The 19,264-nt window shown below is 71.1% G+C and carries 13 protein-coding genes; 2 read left to right on the forward strand and 11 right to left on the reverse strand.

All coding sequences use genetic code 11. The annotated features are described in order from the left end of the window. Positions 1–88 precede the first annotated feature (88 nt). Positions 89–1,885, forward strand: a complete 1,797-nt coding sequence (locus tag ACZ6I3_RS05190; protein ID WP_469411863.1) for a bifunctional sugar phosphate isomerase/epimerase/4-hydroxyphenylpyruvate dioxygenase family protein — start codon at positions 89–91, stop codon at positions 1,883–1,885. On the opposite strand, the gene ACZ6I3_RS05195 is transcribed toward ACZ6I3_RS05190, so the two are convergent. Genes ACZ6I3_RS05195 through tkt form a run of 8 tightly spaced genes read right to left on the reverse strand, consistent with a single transcriptional unit; the run spans position 1,872 to position 12,389 of the window. Next, positions 1,872–3,338 (reverse strand): membrane-associated oxidoreductase, encoded by a 1,467-nt coding sequence (locus ACZ6I3_RS05195; protein ID WP_469411865.1) that lies wholly within the window; start codon positions 3,336–3,338, stop codon positions 1,872–1,874. The genes ACZ6I3_RS05190 and ACZ6I3_RS05195 overlap by 14 nt on opposite strands. A 58-nt stretch (positions 3,339–3,396) precedes the next feature. After that, positions 3,397–3,984, reverse strand: coding sequence for a histidine phosphatase family protein (locus tag ACZ6I3_RS05200; protein ID WP_469411867.1), 588 nt, complete (start codon positions 3,982–3,984; stop codon positions 3,397–3,399). Positions 3,985–3,988: 4 nt separating this feature from the next. After that, positions 3,989–4,873 carry a phosphogluconate dehydrogenase (NAD(+)-dependent, decarboxylating) gene (gnd, locus tag ACZ6I3_RS05205; RefSeq protein ID WP_469411868.1) on the reverse strand — a complete coding sequence of 295 codons (885 nt, stop codon included), beginning with the start codon at positions 4,871–4,873 and terminating at the stop codon, positions 3,989–3,991. Between the two features lies 1 nt (position 4,874). Continuing rightward, the gene (pgi, locus tag ACZ6I3_RS05210) at positions 4,875–6,539 is read right to left on the reverse strand and encodes a glucose-6-phosphate isomerase (RefSeq protein WP_469411870.1); all 1,665 of its coding nucleotides are present in this window, start codon (positions 6,537–6,539) and stop codon (positions 4,875–4,877) included. Further along, the gene (gene opcA / locus ACZ6I3_RS05215) at positions 6,532–7,467 is read right to left on the reverse strand and encodes a glucose-6-phosphate dehydrogenase assembly protein OpcA (protein ID WP_469411872.1); all 936 of its coding nucleotides are present in this window, start codon (positions 7,465–7,467) and stop codon (positions 6,532–6,534) included. Before opcA ends, pgi begins: the two co-directional genes overlap by 8 nt. After that, a complete protein-coding gene (zwf, locus tag ACZ6I3_RS05220) occupies positions 7,464–9,152 on the reverse strand; it encodes a glucose-6-phosphate dehydrogenase (RefSeq protein ID WP_469411874.1) in 1,689 nt (562 codons plus the stop codon). Before zwf ends, opcA begins: the two co-directional genes overlap by 4 nt. After that, on the reverse strand, positions 9,149–10,294 hold the full coding sequence (gene tal / locus ACZ6I3_RS05225) for a transaldolase (protein ID WP_469411876.1): 1,146 nt from the start codon (positions 10,292–10,294) through the stop codon (positions 9,149–9,151). Before tal ends, zwf begins: the two co-directional genes overlap by 4 nt. A 19-nt stretch (positions 10,295–10,313) precedes the next feature. After that, the gene (gene tkt, locus ACZ6I3_RS05230) at positions 10,314–12,389 is read right to left on the reverse strand and encodes a transketolase (RefSeq protein ID WP_469411878.1); all 2,076 of its coding nucleotides are present in this window, start codon (positions 12,387–12,389) and stop codon (positions 10,314–10,316) included. Positions 12,390–12,555: 166 nt separating this feature from the next. Between tkt and ACZ6I3_RS05235 the strand changes: the two genes are divergently transcribed. Then, positions 12,556–13,443: a helix-turn-helix domain-containing protein gene (locus ACZ6I3_RS05235; protein ID WP_469411880.1), complete on the forward strand. Its 888-nt coding sequence runs from the start codon at positions 12,556–12,558 to the stop codon at positions 13,441–13,443. Between the two features lie 52 nt (positions 13,444–13,495). On the opposite strand, the gene ACZ6I3_RS05240 is transcribed toward ACZ6I3_RS05235, so the two are convergent. From ACZ6I3_RS05240 to ACZ6I3_RS05250, 3 genes are all read right to left on the reverse strand, one after another. Then, positions 13,496–14,890 carry a glycoside hydrolase family 16 protein gene (locus tag ACZ6I3_RS05240; RefSeq protein ID WP_469411882.1) on the reverse strand — a complete coding sequence of 465 codons (1,395 nt, stop codon included), beginning with the start codon at positions 14,888–14,890 and terminating at the stop codon, positions 13,496–13,498. A gap of 167 nt (positions 14,891–15,057) precedes the next feature. Further along, a complete protein-coding gene (locus ACZ6I3_RS05245) occupies positions 15,058–16,044 on the reverse strand; it encodes a hypothetical protein (RefSeq protein WP_469411884.1) in 987 nt (328 codons plus the stop codon). Between the two features lie 4 nt (positions 16,045–16,048). Further along, positions 16,049–19,252, reverse strand: coding sequence for a hypothetical protein (locus ACZ6I3_RS05250; RefSeq protein WP_469411886.1), 3,204 nt, complete (start codon positions 19,250–19,252; stop codon positions 16,049–16,051). Positions 19,253–19,264: the final 12 nt, after the last annotated feature.

The following is a 19,264-nucleotide window of genomic DNA, read 5'->3' on the forward strand; positions in this document are numbered from 1 at the left end:
CGGCCGCGGGCCGTCCTTGGTTGCTCGCGCAGTTCCCCGCGCCCCTTAGGGGGCGCTGTAGTGCGGTATGTCGAAGGAGCAAGTATCCATGCGTACGTCCATCGCCACCGTCTCCCTCAGCGGATCCCTCACCGGGAAACTCGACGCCGCCGCCCGGGCCGGCTTCGACGGGGTGGAGATCTTCGAGAACGACCTGCTGGCCAGCCCCCTGACCCCCGAGGACATCCGCGCCCGCTGCGCCGATCTCGGCCTGACCGTCGACCTCTTCCAGCCGATGCGGGACATCGAGGCCGTGCCCGAGGCCGAGTTCGCCCGGAACCTGCGGCGGGCCCGCCACAAGTTCGAGCTGATGGGCAGGCTCGGCGCCGACACCGTTCTCGTCTGCTCCAGCGTCTCGCCGCAGGCGGTGGACGACGACGCCCTCGCCGCCGAGCAGTTGAGCCGGCTCGCCGACCTCGCGCGGGAGTCCGGCGTCAAGGTGGCCTACGAAGCGCTCGCCTGGGGGCGGCACGTCAGTACGTACGACCACGCCTGGCGCATCGTCGAGGCGGCCGGGCACCCGGCGCTCGGCACCTGCCTGGACAGCTTCCACATCCTCTCGCGCGGCTCGGATCCCAAGGGCATTGCCGACATCCCCGGCGAGAAGATCTTCTTCCTCCAGCTCGCCGACGCCCCGCTGCTCGCCATGGACGTCCTCCAGTGGAGCCGCCACTACCGCTGCTTCCCCGGCCAGGGCGGCTTCGATGTCGCGGGGCTGCTGCGGCACGTCCTGAGCACCGGCTACGACGGCCCGCTCTCCCTGGAGGTCTTCAACGACGTCTTCCGGCAGGCCGACGCCGGACCGACCGCCGTGGACGCCCGGCGTTCCCTGCTGGTCCTCCAGGAGACGGTCGGCCGGGCACCCCTGCCCGACCCCGTCGTCCCCACCGGCGTCGCCTTCGCCGAGCTGGTCACGCCCGACGCCGAGCCCCTCACCGCCCTGCTCGGCTCCCTCGGCTTCACCCGCACCGCCCGGCACCGCGGCAAGCCCGTCGCCCTGTGGGAGCAGGGCGAGGCCCGGATCCTCGTCAACACCGGGCCGGCCGTCCGCCGTGACGGCACCCAGCTCGCCGCGATCGGGCTGGAGTCACCCGACCCGGCCGCTGCGGCCCGGCGTGCCGAGGCACTGCTGGCCCCCGTCCTGCCCCGCCGCCGCGCACCCGAGGACGCCCCGCTGGACGCGGTCGCCGCCCCCGACGGCACGGAACTCTTCTTCTGCGCCACCGGCCGCCCGGGCCTGCCCGACTGGCGGGCCGACTTCGAGGACACCGGGCCGGCTCCCGCCCCCACGGGCGTTCGCCGTATCGACCACCTCGCCCTGACCCAGCCCTGGCACCACTTCGACGAGGCGGCCCTCTTCCACCGCGGGGTGCTCGGTCTGCACGGCCAGGAGAGCGTGGACGTCGCCGACCCCTACGGACTGCTGCGCAGCCGCGCCGTCACCAACGCCGACGGCAGCGTCCGGATCGCCCTCACCGTCGGCGCCGCGCCCACGGACGACACCGTCCAGGCCCAGCACATCGCCCTCGCCACCGACGACGTGGTCGCCGCGGGCCGCCGCTTCCGCGAGGCCGGCGGCCGGCTGCTGCCCGTCCCGGCGAACTACTACGACGACCTCGCCGCCCGCTTCGAACTCGCCGACGACGAGCTGGAGACCTACCGCGACCTCGGCATCCTCTACGACCGCGACACTCACGGCGTCTTCCGTCACTGCTACACCCGGACCATCGGCCGCGTCTTCTTCGAACTGGTCCAGCGCGACGACGGCTACCGGGGCTACGGCGCCGCCAACGCCCCGGTACGGCTCGCGGCGCAGCACGCGGTGCGGGCCCTCACTGGCGGCTGACGGTCCGGGTGATGCCCGTGACGACCGTCGTGGCGAGGATCCAGCCGGTGAGGACCAGGGCGTAGGACAGCCACTGGTAGCCGCCGGCGGGAGCGAACGCCCCCTCCTGCCCGAAGGAGATCACGGGCAGGAGCAGATCGAGTGTGTAGAACACCGGGTTGAACTGCGGGGCCTCGTCCGCCTTCAGGGGCTGGGGGTGGTGCAGCGTGTACGCGAGGGAGCCGATCACGAGCAGGGACACCAGCCAGCCCGCGGCCCACAGCGGGCGGAAGCCGTAGCCGACGGTGGCGTCCTGCACATAGCCCCAGAGCCGGCCGAACCAGGGGAGGGTGCCGCGGTGGCGGCGCTGCTTGGCGAGCTGGACCTGACGGGCGGCGTGGTCGTCGCCGATCCGGCGGTACGCGGCGGTCAACTGCTCGTAGGCGTGCGGGACATAGCCCTCGCCGTCGCGCTCCAGCATCGCAAGACGCTGCTCGGCGGGCGCGTGCGGGGTGAGGGAGGTGTAGACGAGGCTGTCGAGCAGGACCTCCTCCGGGACCACGTCCGGCTCCAGCCACAGGACGTCCAGCTGGGCGCGGCGCAGATTGAGCGTGCCCTCCATGGGCGGGCTCTTGCGCAGCCAGACCTCCCCGATGGTGCAGCTGCTGGCCCGCAGCGCGGCGTCACCGGGGTTCGACAGGCGCGCGTGCGACAGGTCGAGACGGCCCCCGATCCGGGCGCCGCGCAGGCCGATCCAGCCGTGCACCTCCACGCCGCGCAGCAGGACGTCGCCTTCCACGGCGGCCAGCTCCGCGTCGAGGACGACCTCGCCCCCGCTGCCTTCCAGCCGGGCCTGGCCCAGGTCGACGGAGCCGGCGACCGACGCGCCCGTCAGGCGCACCCCGCCCCGCGCCCGCAGGCCCGGCGCCGAAAGGCCGTCCCCGACGGTCACATGGTTGAGCTGGAGCGCGGGCTGACCGGCGGACCGTTCGTCGATGTCGGCCCGGTCCAGGAACAGCGCCCCGGCGATCTGTGCGCCGCCCAGCCGCACGGGCCCGTCCAACAGACAGTCCGACATGCGCAGGACGCCGTCCACCCGCAGTGTGGCGGCGTCCAGGCCGGGCAGGACGGAGTCGCGCAGGTTCAGATGGCGCACGCGCGCCGCGTACAGCACGGGGACCTTCTCGAAGTGGCAGTGACTCAGGCGCACGGCGTGATCGATCTCGCTGTACTTGAGGTCGAGTACCCCGGTGATCCGCGCACCACCCAGTCTGAGGGCGGCGGTCTCCCCGTCCTCCTGCGGAGCGCTCAGCAGCAGGGCCCGCAACACGCTCGCGCGTACGGTCCGTTCGGGGCCCCAGTCCGCGCCCCGCTCCGGATCCTCGTCCGCGGACTCCCGGAAGTCCACGTCCTGACCGCGCGAGAAGGCGCGCCACACCCGCTCTTCGGCGGATGTCATATTGTCGATCTCCATCAGCGGGGACTCTGACGCGCCGGCCGGGGGCTGTCAACTCGCCCCCGGCCTCAGTGCGTTACGCCCGCGCGTTCCACTCCGCGATCACGGGCTGGCCGTGCTCGGTGGACAGCCGGCTGACCGTGCCCGTCTCCAGGCGGAACAGTCGCCCTTCGGCCGCGGACAGGCCCAGGCGGCGGGCCGTCAGGACGCGGAGGAAGTGGCCGTGGGCCACCAGCATCACATCGCCCCCGGGCAGTGCCTCCGCCACCCGGGACAGGACCAGGTCGGCGCGCTCGCCGACCTCCTCGGGGGACTCGCCCGGCTTGCCGTCGGTGCCGGGCGGGCCCCCGTCGGTCCACAGGTCCCAGTCCGGGCGGGTGCGGTGTATCTCGTCGGTCGTGACGCCCTCGTAGGCGCCGTAGTACCACTCGTGCAGGTCCGGGTCCCGCACGGCCCCCGTCAGGCCCGCGAGTTCGGCGGTGCGCACCGCGCGGGTGAGGGGGCTCGTGAGGACCAGCGCGAAGGGGCGGCCCGCCAGCAGCGGAACCAGCGACTTGGCCTGTTCCTCACCGCGCGGGGTGAGGGGCAGGTCGGTGAAGCTGGTGTGCTGTCCGCTCCGGCTCCACTCCGTCTCGCCGTGGCGGACCATCAGCAGATCGCCCACGGTGTCACGCCTTCTTCGCGGACTCGACGGCGTGGCCGCCGAACTGGTTGCGCAGCGCGGCGATCATCTTCATCTGCGGGGAGTCGTCCTGACGGGAGGCGAACCGGGAGAAGAGGGAGGCGGTGATCGCGGGCAGCGGTACGGAGTTGTCGATCGCGGCCTCCACGGTCCAGCGTCCCTCACCGGAGTCCTGGGCGTAGCCCCGGAGCTCCTCCAGGTGCTCGTCGTCGTCCAGGGCGTCCACGGCCAGGTCCAGCAGCCAGGAGCGGATGACGGTGCCCTGCTGCCAGGAGCGGAACACCTCGCGGACGTTGTCGACCGAGTCCACGGCCTCCAGCAGCTCCCAGCCCTCGGCGTAGGCCTGCATCATCGCGTACTCGATGCCGTTGTGGACCATCTTCGCGAAGTGCCCGGCGCCGACCTTGCCCGCGTGGACGAAGCCGTACGGACCCTCCGGCTTGAGCGCCTCGAAGATCGGCAGCAGCGGGTCGACGTACTCCTTCTCGCCGCCGACCATCAGGGCATAGCCGTTCTTCAGGCCCCACACGCCGCCGGAGACACCCGCGTCGACGAAGCCGATACCGCGCTTGCTCAGCTCCTCGGCGTGCCTCTCGTCGTCCGTCCAGCGGGAGTTGCCGCCGTCGACGACCGTGTCGTAGGGCTTGAGGAGGCCCGCCAGCTGGTCGATGACGTGCTGGGTGGGCTCGCCGGCCGGGACCATGACCCAGACCGTGCGCGGCGCTTCCAGCTGGTTGACGAGGTCGGCCAGACTGGTCGCGTCGGACTTCTCGGGGTTGGTGTCGTAGCCGATGACGGTGTGGCCGGCGTTGCGCAGGCGCTCGCGCATGTTGCCGCCCATCTTGCCGAGACCCACAAGACCGATCTGCATGTCAGTTCACTTCCCGAAGATTGCGGTAGGCGGCCACCAGCGCGGCCGTGGACGGGTCGAGACCGGGGACGTCCGCGCCCTCGGTCAGGGCGGGCTCGACGCGCTTGGCGAGGACCTTGCCGAGCTCGACGCCCCACTGGTCGAAGGAGTCGATGTTCCAGACCGCGCCCTGCACGAACACCTTGTGCTCGTAGAGGGCGACCAGCTGGCCCAGGACCGACGGGGTCAGTTCGGTGGCCAGGATCGTCGTCGTCGGGTGGTTGCCCTGGAACGTCTTGTGCGGCACCAGCTCCGCCGGCACACCCTCGGCCCGCACCTCCTGCGGCGTCTTGCCGAAGGCGAGCGCCTGCGTCTGCGCGAAGAAGTTGGCCATCAGCAGGTCGTGCTGCGCCTTGAGCCCCTCGCTCAGCTCGGCGACGGGCCGGGCGAAGCCGATGAAGTCCGCCGGGATCAGCTTCGTGCCCTGGTGGATCAACTGGTAGTAGGCGTGCTGCCCGTTGGTGCCGGGCGTGCCCCACACCACCGGCCCCGTCTGCCACTGGACGGGACGGCCCTCGCGGTCCACCGACTTGCCGTTGGACTCCATGTCGAGCTGCTGGAGGTAGGCGGTGAACTTGGACAGGTAGTGGCTGTAGGGCAGGACGGCGTGCGACTGGGCGTCGAGGAAGTTGCCGTACCAGATGCCGAGCAGGCCCATCAGCAGCGGGGCGTTGGCCTCGGCGGGGGCGTTGCGGAAGTGCTCGTCGACGATGCGGAAGCCGTCGAGCATCTCCCGGAAGCCGTCCGGGCCGATGGCGATCATCAGCGACAGGCCGATCGCGGAGTCGTACGAGTAGCGGCCGCCGACCCAGTCCCAGAACTCGAACATGTTGTCGACGTCGATGCCGAACCCGGCGACCTTCTCCGCGTTCGTCGACAGGGCCACGAAGTGCTTGGCCACCGCCTTCTCATCGCCCCCCACGCCCTGCAGCAGCCAGGAGCGCGCCGAGGTCGCGTTGGTGATCGTCTCGATCGTGGTGAAGGTCTTGGACGCGACGATGAACAGCGTCTCCGCCGGGTCGAGGTCGCGCACGGCCTCGTGCAGGTCGGCGCCGTCCACGTTCGACACGAAGCGGAACGTCAGGTCCCGCGCGGTGTACGGCCGCAGCGCCTCGTACGCCATCGCCGGGCCCAGGTCCGAGCCGCCGATGCCGATGTTGACGACGTTGCGGATGCGCTTGCCGGTGTGGCCGGTCCACTCCCCGGAGCGGACGCGGTCGGCGAAGCCGGCCATCTTGTCCAGCACGGCGTGCACACCCGGCACCACGTTCTCGCCGTCGACCTCGACCACCGCGTCCCGCGGCGCCCGCAGCGCGGTGTGCAGCACGGCCCGGTCCTCGGTGACGTTGATCCGCTCGCCGCGGAACATGGCGTCGCGCAGCCCGAACACGTCGGTGGCGGTGGCCAGCTCCTGGAGCAGGGCCAGCGTCTCGTCGGTGACCAGGTGCTTGGAGTAGTCGATGCGCAGGTCGCCCACGCGCACGACGTAGCGCTCGGCGCGCCCCGGGTCCGCGGCGAACAGCTCACGCAGGTCCGGCTGCGGCAGGGTGTCCGTGCGGTGGTCCTCCAGGGCGGTCCACTCGGGCCGCCGGGTGAGCTCGGGGGAGCCGGAGGGGGAGTCAGACATGAGCGGGGGTCTCCTCGGTGGCCTCGCCGTTCAGGGCGATGGCGTACATCTCGTCGGCGTCGAGGCGCCTGAGCTCCTCGGCGATGAGTTCGGAGGTGGCACGGACCTTCAGTGCCAGGGTGCGGGAGGGCTGGCCCGGCAGGGTCAGCGTGGCCAGCGGGCCCTCGGGGCGGTCGATGACGATCTCGCCGTTCTCGGTGCCCAGGCGCACGGCCGTGACGACCGGCCCGGCCGTGACGACACGGTCGACCCGGACGTGCAGCCGCGCCTCCAGCCAGCGGGCCAGCAGCTCGGCGGCCGGGTTCTCGGCCTCGGCCTCCACGGCCGCCGAGGTGATCCGTGCCCGGGCCTGGTCCAGCGCGGCGGCCAGCATCGAACGCCAGGGCGTCAGCCGGGTCCAGGCGAGGTCGGTGTCGCCGGGCGCGTAGGAGCGGACCCGGCTCTGGAGCGTCGCCAGGGGGTTCTCGACGGCGTACAGGTCGGTGATCCGCCGCTGGGCCAGTGCCCCGAGCGGGTCCTTCGAAGGCACCTCCGGGGCCTCCACCGGCCACCACACCACCACCGGCGCGTCCGGCAGCAGCAGCGGCAGCACCACCGAGTCGGCGTGGTCGGACACCTCGCCGTAGGTCCGCAGCACCACCGTCTCGCCGGTGCCCGCGTCGGCGCCCACCCGGACCTCGGCGTCCAGCCGGGACTGGGTGCGATCGCGCGGGGTGCGGGCCTGCCGCTTGATGACGACCAGGGTGCGCGAGGGGTGCTCGTGCGAGGCCTCCTCGGCCGCCTTGATCGCGTCGTAGGCGTTCTCCTCGTCCGTGACGATCACCATCGTCAGGACCATGCCCACGGCGGGAGTGCCGATGGCCCGGCGCCCCTGCACCAGCGCCTTGTTGATCTTGCTTGCCGTGGTGTCGGTCAGGTCGATCTTCATGGCCTGCGCCAGCTCCGTCCGTCTCGTGCGAGCATCTCGTCGGCTTCCGCGGGTCCCCAGCTGCCCGACGTGTACTGCGCGGGCCTGCCGTGCGTGGCCCAGTACCGCTCGATCGGGTCGAGGATCTTCCAGGACTCTTCCACTTCCTGGTGACGGGGGAACAGATTGGCGTCGCCCAGGAGGACGTCAAGGATGAGCCGTTCGTACGCTTCCGGGCTCGATTCGGTGAACGACTCGCCGTAGGCGAAGTCCATCGTCACGTCCCGGATCTCCATCGACGTACCCGGCACCTTGGAGCCGAACCGGACCGTCATGCCCTCGTCCGGCTGGACGCGGATGACGATCGCGTTGGCGCCCAGCTCCTCGGTCGCGGTCGAGTCGAAGGGGGAGTGCGGGGCCCGCTGGAACACCACGGCGATCTCCGTCACCCGGCGGCCGAGCCGCTTGCCGGTGCGCAGGTAGAACGGGACGCCGGCCCAGCGGCGGTTGTCCACCTGGAGCCTGATCGCGGCGTACGTGTCGGTCTTCGACGAGGCGTCGATGCCGTCCTCGTCGAGATAGCCGTGCACCTTCGCACCGCCCTGCCAGGCCGCCGCGTACTGGCCGCGCACGGTGTTCTTCCCCAGGTCCTCCGGTACCTGCACGGCCCGGAGCACCTTCAGCTTCTCGGTGAGCAGCGAGGCCGCGTCGAAGGCGGCCGGTTCCTCCATCGCGGTGAGCGCCATCAGCTGGAGCAGGTGGTTCTGGATGACGTCACGGGCCGCGCCGATGCCGTCGTAGTACCCCGCGCGGCCGCCGATGCCGATGTCCTCGGCCATGGTGATCTGCACATGGTCGACGTATGACCGGTTCCAGATCGGTTCGAACATCTGGTTGGCGAAGCGCAGCGCCAGGATGTTCTGGACGGTCTCCTTGCCGAGGTAGTGGTCGATCCGGAAGACCTGCTCCGGGTCGAACACGTCGTGCACGATCGTGTTCAGCTCCTCGGCCGACTCCAGGTCGTGCCCGAACGGCTTTTCGATGACCGCGCGGCGCCAGGAGCCCTCGGGGGCGTTCGCCAGCCCGTGCTTCTTGAGCTGCTGGGCGACCTTCGGGAAGAACTTCGGCGGCACCGAGAGGTAGAAGGCGTAGTTGCCGCTGGTGCCCCGGGACGCGTCCAGCTCCTCGACGGCGGAGCGCAGCTGCTTGAACGCCATGTCGTCGTCGAAGTCGCCGGGGATGAACCGCATGCCCTCGGCGAGCTGCTGCCAGACCTCCTCGCGGAACGGGGTCCGGGCGTGCTCACGGACCGCGTCGTGCACCACCTGGGCGAAGTCCTGGTCCTCCCAGTCCCGGCGGGCGAAGCCCACCAGCGAGAAGCCCGGCGGCAGCAGACCGCGGTTGGCCAGGTCGTACACGGCCGGCATCAGCTTCTTGCGGGACAGGTCGCCGGTCACGCCGAAGATGACGAGCCCGGAGGGGCCCGCGATCCTGGGCAGCCGGCGGTCGCGCGCGTCGCGCAGGGGATTGACGAAATCGGCCTCGGTGAACTCCGGGCGCGGGCCGGTCCCGGCCGTGCCGCTCACCCCGGTCCGCTCGACCCCGGCCGCCTCCTGGGCCGCCACGGCCTCCTTCTCCTCCTTGGTCCCCTTGGTCTCCTGTTCGGCCGTCTGGGGGATGGCCGTACGGGGGATGCCCTCGCTCATTCCGCGTCAACTCCCTTGTCGTTCAAGGACTTGGTGACCGCGTCCAGCAGGTCCTGCCAGGCCACCTCGAACTTGGCCACGCCCTCGTTCTCCAGTTGCCGCACCACCTCGTCGTACCCGATGCCGAGCCGCTCGACGGCCGCCAGGTCGGCGCGGGCCTGGGCGTAACCGCCGGTGACCGTGTCGCCCTGGACGTCACCGTGGTCGGCGACGGCGTTCAGCGTGGCCTCCGGCATGGTGTTGACCGTGCCGGGGGCGACCAGTTCGTCCACGTACAGGGTGTCCTTGTATGCCGGGTCCTTCACACCGGTGGAGGCCCAAAGGGGGCGCTGCCGGTTCGCGCGGGACCCGCCCAGCGCCTGCCAGCGGGCACCGGCGAAGACCTGCTCGTACGCCTCGTAGGCGAGCCGCGCGTTGGCCAGGGCCGCCCGGCCCTTCAGGGCGAGGGCCTCGTCCGTGCCCAGCAGCGTCAGCCGCTTGTCGATCTCGGCGTCGACGCGGGAGACGAAGAAGGACGCCACCGAGTGGATGGCCGACAGGTCGAGACCGGCCGCCTGGGCCTTCTCCAGGCCGGCGACATAGGCGTCCATGACCTCGCGGTAGCGCTCCAGCGAGAAGATCAGCGTCACGTTCACGCTGATGCCCGCGCCGATCACCTCGGTGATCGCCGGCAGGCCGGCCTTCGTCGCCGGGATCTTGATCATCACGTTGGGGCGGTCCACCAGCCAGGCCAGCTGCCGGGCCTCGGCGACGGTCGCCGTCGTGTCGTGGGCGAGGCGCGGGTCGACCTCGATGGAGACCCGGCCGTCCCGGCCGCCGGTGGCGTCGTACACCGGCCGCAGGACGTCGGCGGCGGCGCGGACGTCGGCGGTGGTCATCATCCGGACGGCCTCGTCGACGGTGACGCCCCGCACCGCCAGGTCGGCGAGCTGCGCCTCGTAGCCTTCACCGGAGCCGATGGCGGCCTGGAAGATGGACGGGTTGGTGGTGACGCCGACGACGTTCCGGGTGGCGACGAGCCCGGCCAGGTTGCCGGACTCGATCCGCCGGCGCGACAGGTCGTCGAGCCAGATCGACACGCCCTCGTCGGACAGGCGCTTGAGTGCTCCCGCGCTCGCGGTGGCTTCGGTCACAGTGATCATCTTCTTTCGGGCGTTCGGATCAGTCACGCGCGGCGGCGAGGGACTCGCGGGCCGCGGCGGCGACGTTCTCGGAGGTGAAGCCGAACTCGGCGAACAGCGTCTTGGCGTCGGCGGAGGCGCCGAAGTGCTCCAGGGAGACGATGCGTCCCGCGTCCCCCACGAACCGGTGCCACGTCAGGCCGATACCGGCCTCGACCGCGACCCGGGCCTTCACGGACGGCGGCAGCACCCGCTCGCGGTACTCGCGCGGCTGCTCCTCGAACCACTCCACCGACGGCATCGACACCACCCGGGTGCCGACCCCCTCGGCCTCCAGGGCCTCGCGGGCGGCGACGGCGAGCTGCACCTCGGAGCCCGTGGCGACGATCACCACGTCCGGCACCTCGGTCGAGGAGTCCGCCAGGACGTAGCCGCCGCGCGCCGCGTCCGGGTTCGGCTCGTACGTCGGCACGCCCTGGCGGGTGAGCGCGAGGCCGTGCGGGGCCGGGTCGGTGGTGTGCCGCCTGAGGATCTCGGCCCAGGCGATCGCCGTCTCGTTCGCGTCTGCGGGGCGTACGACGTTCAGGCCCGGGATGGCCCGCAGCGCGGCCAGGTGCTCGACCGGCTGGTGGGTCGGGCCGTCCTCGCCCAGGCCGACCGAGTCGTGCGTCCACACGTACGTCACCGGCAGCTGCATCAGGGCCGACATCCGCACCGCGTTGCGCATGTAGTCGGAGAACACCAGGAAGGTGCCGCCGTAGACGCGGGTGTTGCCGTGCAGGGCGATGCCGTTCATCTCCGCGGCCATGGAGAACTCGCGGATGCCGAAGTGGATCGTCCGGCCGTACGGGTCGGCCTCCGGCAGCGGGTTGCCCTTCGGAAGGAACGACGACGTCTTGTCGATCGTGGTGTTGTTCGAACCGGCCAGGTCGGCGGAGCCGCCCCACAGCTCGGGGACGACCGTGCCCAGCGACTGGAGGACCTTGCCGGACGCGGCCCGGGTGGCGACCCCCTTGCCCGGCTCGAACACCGGCAGGGCGTCCTCCCAGCCCTCGGGCAGCTCGCCCTTGCTGACGCGGTCGAAGGTGACGGCGCGCTCCGGATTGTCACCGCGCCAGGCGGCGATCCGCTTGTCCCAGGCGGTGCGCGCCTCGGCGCCCCGGTCCAGGGCCCCGCGGGTGTGGGCCAGCACCTCGTCGGTGACCTCGAAGGTCTGCTCCGGGTCGAAGCCGAGCAGGCGCTTGGTCGCGGCGACCTCGTCCTCGCCGAGCGCCGAACCGTGGGAGGCCTCGGTGTTGCGCGCGTTGGGGGCGGGCCAGGCGATGATCGTGCGCATCGCGATGATCGAGGGGCGCCCGGTCTCGGCCTGAGCCGCCCTCAGGGCCGCGTGCAGCGCCCGCACGTCGACGTCGCCGTCCTCCTGCGGCTCGATCCGCTGCACATGCCAGCCGTAGGCCTCGTACCGCTTCAGCACGTCCTCCGAGAAGGCGGTCGCGGTGTCGCCCTCGATGGAGATGTGGTTGTCGTCGTAGAGGAAGACCAGGTTGCCGAGCTTCTGGTGGCCGGCCAGCGAGGAGGCCTCGGCGGAGACGCCCTCCTGGAGGTCGCCGTCGGACACGATGGCCCAGACGGTGTGGTCGAAGGGCGACTCGCCCTGCGGGGCCTCCGGGTCGAACAGGCCGCGCTCGTAACGGGCCGCCATCGCCATGCCGACCGCGTTGGCGACGCCCTGGCCGAGCGGGCCCGTGGTGGTCTCCACGCCCGCCGTGTGCCCGTACTCGGGGTGGCCCGGCGTCTTCGAGCCGTGCGTGCGGAACGCCTTCAGGTCGCCCAGCTCCAGCTCGTAGCCCGCGAGGTACAGCTGCGTGTACAGGGTCAGCGAGGTGTGGCCGGGGGACAGGACGAAGCGGTCACGGCCGGCCCACTCCGGGTCGGCGGGGTCGTGCCGCATCACCTTCTGAAAGAGCGTGTAGGCGGCCGGCGCGAGGCTCATCGCGGTGCCGGGGTGGCCGTTGCCGACCCGCTGGACGGCGTCCGCCGCCAGAAGACGGGCGGTGTCGACGGCACGCCGGTCGAGTTCGGTCCATTCGAAGCTGTCCGCTGTCTGCGTGCTCATCTTCAAGAAGTCCTCGATAGGAGCGAAGGGGCTGGTCTGACGTGTTCAAAATTAAAAGTCTGACTTTTTCGACGGAAGGTCGCCGTGTGCCAGGGTGTGGTGAAAGTGGGACACCCGGCGGCAGCGCGGCGCGCGGACGGGGCAAGACGAGGCAGACATGGTGGACATGGCGGACAGAACCATCGAAGACGGCGACGGGATCAGAACGTTCCCCTTTCCGGTCGAGCTGAGCGTCGGCGGTGTCGGCATGCAGGTCGGCCCGATGGGCACCGGCCGCACCTGGCACGCCGACGCGCCGCTGGAGCGCGTGCACCGCATCGACTTCCATGTCGTGATGCTGTTCGCCGAGGGCCCGGTCCGGCACATGGTCGACTTCACCGAGCACGAGGCCGGCGCCGGTGACCTGCTCTGGATCCGCCCGGGGCAGGTCCACCGCTTCTCGCGGACGAGCGAGTACCGCGGAACGGTGCTCACCATGCAGCCGGGCTTCCTGCCCCGCGCGACCGTGGAGGCCACCGGCCTGTACCGCTACGACCTGCCGCCGCTGCTCCGTCCCGACCCGGCCGAGCTCGCCGGTCTGCGCGCCGCACTCGACCACCTGCGGCGCGAGTACGAGGACACGGCCACGCTGCCGCTCAGCCTGCACACCGCAGTCCTGCGACACTCGCTGACGGCGTTTCTGCTGCGGCTCGCCCATCTGGCCGCGAGTGCGGCGGAGTCGGTACGCCGGCAGTCGGACTCCACCTTCACCCTCTTCCGGGACGCCGTGGAGCGGGACTTCGCCACCAACCACAGCGTCAGCGCCTACGCCGACGCGCTCGGCTACTCCCGGCGCACCCTGGTCCGCGCGGTCCGCGCCGCCACCGGCGACACCCCCAAGGCCTTCATCGACAAGCGCGTCGTGCTGGAGGCCAAGCGGCTCCTCGCCCACACCGACCTGCCGATCGGCCGGGTCGGCGCGGCGGTCGGCTTCCCCGACGCCGCCAACTTCTCCAAGTTCTTCCACCAGCACACGGACCAGACCCCGGCGGTCTTCCGGGCGGACCTGCGCTGAAGGCAGCGAAAAGGGGGCCCCACGCGCATGTGGAGCCCCCTGTCGCGGATAGTCAGCGCCCGAAGGTGAACCAGTTGACGTTGACGAAGTCCTGCGGCTGACCGCTGGTGAAGGTCAGATACACGTCGTGCGTGCCCGTCACGGAGCTGATGTTCGCCGGGATCGTCCGCCAGGACTGCCAGCCCCCGGTGCCGCCCACCGCGAAACTCCCGACCGGCGCGCTGCTCCGGCTGTCCAGCCGCACCTCGACCAGCCCGCTGACGCCGCCCGTCGCACCGCTCGCGACCCGGGCGCTGAACTGCCGTGCCGCCGTGGAGCCGAAGTTCACCCCCTTGAAGTGCAGCCAGTCGCCGTTGGCCAGCGAGCCGACGTTCTGGCCGCCGCCGGAGTCGGTCGTCGTCTCGGTGCTCACCCCGGACTGGCCGTCGTAGGACTCGGCCTGGATGGCGGAGTAGGCGTCGCGGTTCCCGGTCGGCGGGGGCGTGGTGCCGCCGCCGGAGGACAGCACCTGGACGTAGTCGACGACCATCGCGTGGCCCGGCTGCGTCCCCGCGTCCGGGCCGCCGCCGAACGCGTCCGGGAAGCCGCCGCCCATCGCGACGTTCAGGATGACGAAGAAGCCGTGGTCGGTGGCGTTCCGCCAGGTCGTCGCGTCGACCTGGTTGGCGCGCACGGTGTGGAAGTTGGCGCCGTCCAGGTAGAAGCGGATCTCCTCCACGCTCGTCGAACGGTCCCACTCCATCCGGTAGGTGTGGAAGCCGGCCTGGCAACTGGTGCCCTGGCAGGTGGTCGAACCGCCGATACCGCTGGTCTCGTTGCAGGGGCCGCCCGGCGAGGTGCCGCAGTGCATGGTCGCGAACACCGTGTTCATGCCCTGGGTGTTCTCCATGATGTCCAGCTCGCCGACGGCCGGCCAGTTCCAGTAGTCGCCGCGGTAGGGGGCGCCCAGCATCCAGAAGGCCGGCCAGTAGCCCTTCGCCGCGGCCCCGGTGACGTTCGGGACCTGGATGCGCGACTCGACGCGGAGTGTGCCGCCGGCCGGGGGCTGGAAGTCGGTGCGGTTGGTCTCGACGCGGCCGGAGGTCCAGTTGCCCGCGGCGTCACGCCGGGGGGTGATGCGCAGGTTGCCGTTGCCGTCGAGCGCGACGTTGTCCGCGCTGCTCGTCATCGTCTCGATCTCGCCGGTGCCCCAGTTGGCCGGGCCGCCCGGATAGCCCTTGCCCGTGGCGTACTGCCAGTTGGAGGTGTTGACGCCGCTGCCCGCGGCGCCGTTGAAGTCGTCCACGAACAGCTGCGTCCAGCCCGACGGGGGCGGCGGGGCGGAGGCGTTCGCGGCCGGGGCGGAGGCGGTGGTGGCCGCCGCCGCGAGGCCGAGCGTGCTGACGACGGCGACGAACGCCCGCCGCAAGGGGCGGCGTCTGGGGGAGGTGCGGGAGGTATCGCTCATGGGGGGATGCCTCTCGAGTGGAGGGGTGAGAGCGCTCTCAAAGTGCCGCCAATGTGCTCCACGTCACTCAGGTCGTCAAGAGGTAAAGCCGGGAAAAGTACGGGCCGGTCGATGAGTGCACAGCTTGAACGAGGGCCGGCGACGCCACCCGTCACCGGCGCGGGGAATCAGGTGAAAGCCGGATCGTAGAGGCCGTACCACCGGCGCTCGGGGTCGAGGGCGAAGCCGAAGTAGTTCCGGTAGAAGGTCAGATGCCTGCCGAAGCCTCTGTTGACGTGCATGAGCGGGCGAGGGCCGGTGGTGTCGCGCTCGGCGTAGGTGCCGAGGAGTCCGCCGAAGGTCTTCCGCCCGGAGTTCACCGCGAGGGTGTGGCAGTAGCCGGCCAGGATGTGCCTGCGGAAGAACCACTTCATCTCGCCGAAGCTCACCTCCACCGTCCGGTGGTCCGGGAAGGTCCTGCCCAGGTGGTCCCCGAGCAGGGAAGCGTCACCGGAGCCGAGGTTCCGCAAGACCAGGACCTTGCTGTCGGGAAGGCCCAGGGACCGGTAGTCGGGATGGAGTTCCAGCTTGGTCAGGATGCGGTGGTAGGGCTCCTCGAAGTTGCATCCCCAGCTCCAGTTGATGCCGTCGGGGTGGTAGGCGGCCTGGAAGGCGGCGAGCTCCGCGGGCGGCATGTTCGCGGTGTGGAAGTCCTTGGGGCGCGGATCCATGTCGCCGGGATCACGGAGCATGTCGGTGGTCTGCCGGTAGTCGAAGCTGTTGACCAGGACCGGGCCGTCGTAGCCGTGGGAGAAGAAGCTGAGCTCCATCAGGGTGCCGGGCGCGGTCACACCGATGGTCCGCACCGCCGCGTAGATGTTCAGGACCGACATCACGCCGCGCACCCCGTCCTTGAAGGCGTTGCCGTCGTAGTGGGCGCGGGTGACGCGGTGGAAAGGGCGGGCCGTGGTGACCGACTCGGTCCGCCGGCCCGCCGGATAGGTGAAGGTCCGGACGACGACCTCCCCGCTCCCCACGTCGAAGATCTGGAAGACCAGTTCCTCCATGGCCTTGTTGGCCGCCACATGCTGTCGGACCCGGTTCTCGCAGTAGGCCCGGAACGGCAGGTTGTGGGGCGGCTGCTCATAGCCCGCCACCAGGACGAAGCGCTTCATCGCCTCAGTCCTCGACCCACTCGCCCTGCGCGTTCTGCACCCACCGGGGCAACCGGTCGTCCGCGCGCAGCCGCACCAGGCTGGTGGGGATGCGTACCGTCCAGGGGTCGCCCTGGGGGATCTCGTCGCCGGGGCGGTCGAGGCGCTCGGCGATCTCGTCGGCGATCGGCAGGTAGAGGGGGCTGGAGACGGTGGGGAGCGGGCCGCCGTGCCACAGTTCGCCGAACTGCATGAAGTGGTCGATGGCGCCTTCGAAGCCGAGGCGGGCGGGGACCGTGACCCGGCAGTAGCCGGCCTTGAGGAACTGGTTGAACAACGGGTCGGGGTCGTCGTAGGCGAGGCGCTCGTCCCATTCGCTCTTACGGCCCCAGAAGTACGGGTACGCGACCCACGTCAGGTGCTCCCACTCGAAGGCCTGCTCGAAGAAGCGGACGTAGGCGCCTTCCGCCGCGGCCTCGTCGATGTCGAACCGCGGGACCTCGCCGGGCTCGCCCTTCATCGCGTCGAAGAGGTCGAAGTGCTGCTTGGTCAGGATGCTGACGCAGCTCTTGCGCAGTTCGTGGGCGATCAGGTCCAGGTTGGCCAGCGGGTTGCGGCCCTCGATGGCGACGCCCGCCTGAAAGGTCAGAGCGGCGACCTTCTCCTCGTACTCCGCGAGCCGGGCGCGGTAGGCGGTGGTCAGTTTGGCGTGGGTCTCCGCCCGCCACTTCTCCATCGCGCGCTCGGTGCGCCGGCACTTGATCTCGATCGCGACGGCGACCTGGGAGAGGCGGAAGCTGTCCACGGCGACCGGGATCGAACTCTGCTCCTCGTCCAGCATGGTGATCCACACCCAGTTGTCGTCCGGGCCGAACCGATGCGTCCGGCGGCCCACGGCGACGTCGAGGGAGTGGTGGCCCTCCCAGATGTTGCACAGGCGGGCCACGGACGCCTGGAACGCCTGGTAGCCCTCGTCGAGGGTGACCTGGCCGGAGTGGTTGTAGTTGGTCCTGCTGTCCCCGCCGCCCGCCTTGAAGTCGAAGGACTTGGTCAGGTACATCTCGGGCGGCGGAGTGACATCCGTGGCCTGGTACACCTGCACCCAGTAGTGGTAGTTGGTCTCGTCGATCTTGTTGGCATGGAGCGTGAACGCCGGCGGCTTGTCCACCTGGACGGCTCCCGCGTGGGCCGACTGCAGGGTGTGGATGAGGAAGGCGGCGGGCTCCGGGATCATGAAGTCGAACATGGTGCGCAGCCCGTAGTTGTACATCTGCGCCCGGTAGACCTTGTTGACCCACTGGTAGACCCCGGAGATGTGGTCGATGCCGGGGCTGTTGTCGAGGGTGTGGGTGTTCTTCTCGGTGACTTCGGTGGTGATCCGCAGGGTGGTGCGCTGGAGCACCCGCTCGGAGATCTTGGAGGCGCTGCGCTGGGTGACGTCCTGGGAGAAGGTGGACGCCGACTTGGTCGCCTCCTCCTTCGACCGGGAGACGGAGCCCTCGACGGAGGCCGAGAACTCCACCGTGGGGCCGTACTTGCCGGTGACGGTCAGCCCTGCCTTCAGCGCCGCGTCCTCCTTGATGACGGCACTGGCCTCCCTGGTCATCTCGAACCGGTCGGTCGACTCCAGCTCACGTTCCTCGGAGGTGATCGTCTCCGTCTCGGTCACGGTGGTCTGCTCGGTCTCCTCACGCCGGGTGTGCTCGCGCAGCTTGGTCTCGCCCTTGAGGACGTTCTCGATGTGGGCGACGTCGGCGCCCTCGTAGCCGATCAGCTGCTGGCGGACCACGAGCAGGTCGGCGACCCCGGACGGCTTCACACTGCCCCGCGTGGTGGGGATGGGGTCGGCCTCCAGGGGGATCTGCTCGATCGGGTCCAGGTCCCCGATGCTGATCGCGTTCCAGACGGACGGCACCGGTGTGGAGGTCGTGACCAGCGTGTCCCCGAGCCGTCGCACGCTGCGCTTGACCGGCTTGCCGAACAGTCTCGCCAGTTCTGCCGCCGTCCGGTCGGCCTCGCCCTGGAGGAGGGCGACGACACGGTCCAGGGGCTGGGCCGTGACGTCGACGCCGCGTGCCGTGAGCAGGGCCCGGGTGGCCTCCGACAGTTGCTGCACCGCCTCCGGCAGGAGCCGGAAACCGAGATCTGCAAGCAGGGCCGGGACGAACCCGGGGGTGCCGGCGAGGAGGTCGGGCCTGGCCCCGAAGACCTGCCCGGCGAGTTGGGCGGCTCCCGCCACGGCGGTGGGCTCCGGGGGGTTCGGAGCGGGTTCCTCGGCCGCCGCTTCCGGAGTACCGCCGCCCGTACCGCCGCCCGTGCCGCCGCCTGTGCCGGTGCCTGGGGCCAGGGCCCGCAGGTTGGCCTCCGAGAGGAGCGTGTGGAAGGTGATCTGGCGGGCCAGTTCGGCGGGCGGGGTGTACTCGGGCGGCGGCAGCACCTGCTCCGACCGGTTCTGCGGGGAGATGCTGAAGTGCTCACCGCCGAGTCCGGCCAGTTCGTCGATGGCGGTGCGCAACTGCCGGAAGACGGTGAGCAGTCGCTCGGCGCGCTGCCGTCGCTCCCCGGCCGCCTCGGCCTCCTTCTCCCGCCGCCGGCGCTCGGCCTCGACGGTGGACAGCACGGGTTCGAGGCCCGTGGCACCCGGCAGCCGCAGGGGACGCCTGCGGGCCCGCCGCAGCTCCCGCGGGGCGGCGGGGAAGGCGGTGTGCGTCACGAGGCGAGCGACGATCTCCAGGTGGCGCAGCCGGCGGACCAGTTCCTCCAGGGGCCTGGTGTGCTCGGCGGGCAGGTACTTGACGGCCAGCACGCTGTCCCGGAGCCGGGCCACCGCGTCCTTGTACGGCGCGCCCTGCACGACATCGGCCGGGGCCGCGCCGAACGCGTCCCGGACGGCGGCGATCACCGTGTCCCGCAGCGAGGGCGGGGGAGGCGCGGCGGCTTCCGGGCGGGTGCCGGCAACAGCCCTCGCCAGAGCGGGCAGCCGGTCCAGCGCGGCCACGAACCTGGCCGTCTCCTTGGCCAGCGGAGCCTGCTCGGGCTTTCCGATGAACAGCGGACCTGCGACGTACTCGCCCACCACGCGCCGCAGTTCGGTCCGTGGGTCCGCCGCGCCGGCCGCGGCGGTCAGCGCACGCTGGAAGTCCGTCTGCTGCGCCAGTTCGATGCCGGTGTCGTCGGGTTCCGGTGCGATCGCGGGTCGCAGCAGGGCGAGGCGGAAGAGCGGCTCCATGGTGACCCCCCG

The organism is Streptomyces sp. NPDC041940, assembly GCF_055589465.1.